Origin of the sequence: Photobacterium aphoticum, from assembly GCF_001029435.1 — a bacterium.
Classification (GTDB): Bacteria; Pseudomonadota; Gammaproteobacteria; order Enterobacterales; family Vibrionaceae; genus Photobacterium; species Photobacterium aphoticum.
On sequence record NZ_LDOV01000108.1, the window covers coordinates 1 to 329 of the forward strand.

The following is a 329-nucleotide window of genomic DNA, read 5'->3' on the forward strand; positions in this document are numbered from 1 at the left end:
GGTTCATGAAACCTTTGAGGCAATTCAGTTCTATTTGCTGAAAGCATCAAACGAGCTTGCTAAGACGAAAGGCAAGTGTGAGTGGTTTGAAGAAACAAAGTATGCGAAAGGCTAACTGCCGATTGATCACTATGCAAAAGCGGTTGATTCAATCTGTAGCCATGAGCTGAAACTTGATTGGGAATGGCTGCGCGGTGAAATCAAAGCACATGGTCTGCGCAACTCAGCGCTGACGGCTCTGATGCCATCTGAAACGTCTTCCCAGATTTCGAATGCGACAAACGGTATTGAGCCGCCGCGTGGCCTTGTGTCTGTGAAATCAAGCAAGG

Annotated in this window: 1 pseudogene; it reads left to right on the forward strand. The window is 47.4% G+C overall.

The features are described from left to right. A pseudogene (locus tag ABT58_RS23885) lies at positions 1-329 on the forward strand (ribonucleotide-diphosphate reductase subunit alpha); the annotation flags it as partial.